This is a genomic window from Kitasatospora sp. NPDC059722, from assembly GCF_042733235.1.
Taxonomy (GTDB): Bacteria; Actinomycetota; Actinomycetes; order Streptomycetales; family Streptomycetaceae; genus Kitasatospora.
In genome coordinates this window covers 1-1569 of the sequence record NZ_JBHWGD010000244.1, presented here as the reverse complement: position 1 = coordinate 1569, position 1569 = coordinate 1, and the positions used below count along the sequence as shown (strand labels likewise).

Below are 1569 nucleotides of genomic sequence, written 5' to 3'. Positions count from 1 at the left end.
GTTTTATTTTTCTAGTCTGCTTACCGCCGCCCCCCCCCCGCGTCAGGGGGGGGGCGCAGCCGGGCAGCACCGGCCGCGCCCCGCCGTTCGCGTGCCCTCCCGTCCTGCCGTCCTCCCGTCCTGCCGTCCTCCCGTCCTGCCGTCCTCCCGTCCTGCCGTCCTGTCACCGCGCGCCTCGACGGCCGCTCAAGGCCCGCTCGAAGCCGGGTGGAGAGTAGTAGTCGCGCCGCTACGCACCGTGTTCTGATCGAGTGCGGGCCCCGGGAGCCCGGAGTGCGGGCCCCGGAGACGGGTCTAGACGCGTGGACATGCACCTGAGCCTGGTGGCCATGGTTCGTCGTCCCGGAGTGGATTTGACTGGATGCCATGACGACGAACTCGCAGAACGCAGGCAACCGCAACAGCATCCAGACCGCCGAGGGCGCGCAGACCGCCCGGGCCGCCCAGGACGACCGCTCGACGGTCCTGGTGGTCGGCGGCACCGGCAAGACCGGTCGGCGCGTCGCGGACCGGCTGGCCGCCCGCGGCCGGACCGTCCGGATCGGCTCGCGCGCCGCCGACGTGCCGTTCGACTGGAACGACGAGACGACGTGGGAAGCGGCGCTGGAGGGCGTCGGCGCGGCCTACCTCACCTACTACCCGGACCTCGCCTTCCCGGGCGCGGTCGAGTCGGTGGGCGCCTTCGCCCGGCTCGCGGCCCGCCGGGGCGTGGCGAAGCTGGTGCTCCTGTCGGGCCGCGGCGAGGAGGCGGCCGAGGCGGGGGAGAAGGCCGTGATGGAGGCCGGCGCCCGCTGGACGGTGGTGCGCTGCGCGTGGTTCGACCAGAACTTCAGCGAGAGCTTCTTCCTCGACCCGGTGCGCGCCGGTGAGCTGGCGCTGCCGGTGGGCGACGCGGTCGAGCCGTTCGTGGACGCGGACGACATCGCGGACGTGGTGGTCGCGGCGCTCACCGAGGACGGGCACGACGGCGAGGTGTACGAGCTGACGGGCCCCCGGCTGCTCTCGTACGCGGACGTGGCGGCGGAGCTGTCGCGGGCGACCGGCCGGGAGGTGCGGTTCGTGCCGGTGTCGGTCGAGGAGTACCGGGCGGTCCTGGCGCGGGAGGGCCTGCCGGGGGACTTCGCGGAGCTGTTCTCGATGATCCTGGACGGCCGCAACGCCCACACCGCGGACGGGGTGCGCCGGGCGCTGGGCCGGGAGCCGAGGGACTTCGCCGACTTCGCCCGCGAGGCGGCGGCGGCCGGCGTGTGGGAGGTCTGAATGGGAGCCCCGAGCCCGCGCACCGGGGTGCCGGCGGCCCGCCACTCCTCCCGCCGCCCCCCGAACTGCTTTCCGTAGCACCGCCCGTGAGAGTCCCCGCGCCCGCGGGGACCGGGTGAACCCGAAGGAAGCCCCTGATGCGCTCCGACCAGACCGCACCACCCTCCACCTTCCACGCCGCCTACGGCGCCCCCGCCGCCCCCGTCGCCGCCCGGGGCAAGGCCGCCGGGCCCGTGCTGGTGGCGGCGACCATCGCGATGGGCCTGATGGCGGGCCTGTTCTTCGCCTTCGACGTCTCGGTGATGCCGG

General features: G+C 74.6%; 1 protein-coding gene. It reads left to right on the top strand.

Features of this window, described 5'->3' with window-relative positions; translation table 11 throughout:
* Positions 1–366 precede the first annotated feature (366 nt).
* On the top strand, positions 367–1260 hold the full coding sequence (locus tag ACFV4F_RS42915; protein ID WP_380511396.1) for an NmrA family transcriptional regulator: 894 nt from the start codon (positions 367–369) through the stop codon (positions 1258–1260).
* Positions 1261–1569 lie beyond the last annotated feature (309 nt).

Bases quoted from the DNA above. Each gene is read 5' to 3' on its own strand.
- ACFV4F_RS42915 (WP_380511396.1), top strand. From the start codon at position 367: ATGACGACGAACTCGCAGAACGCAGGCAACCGCAACAGCATCCAGACC.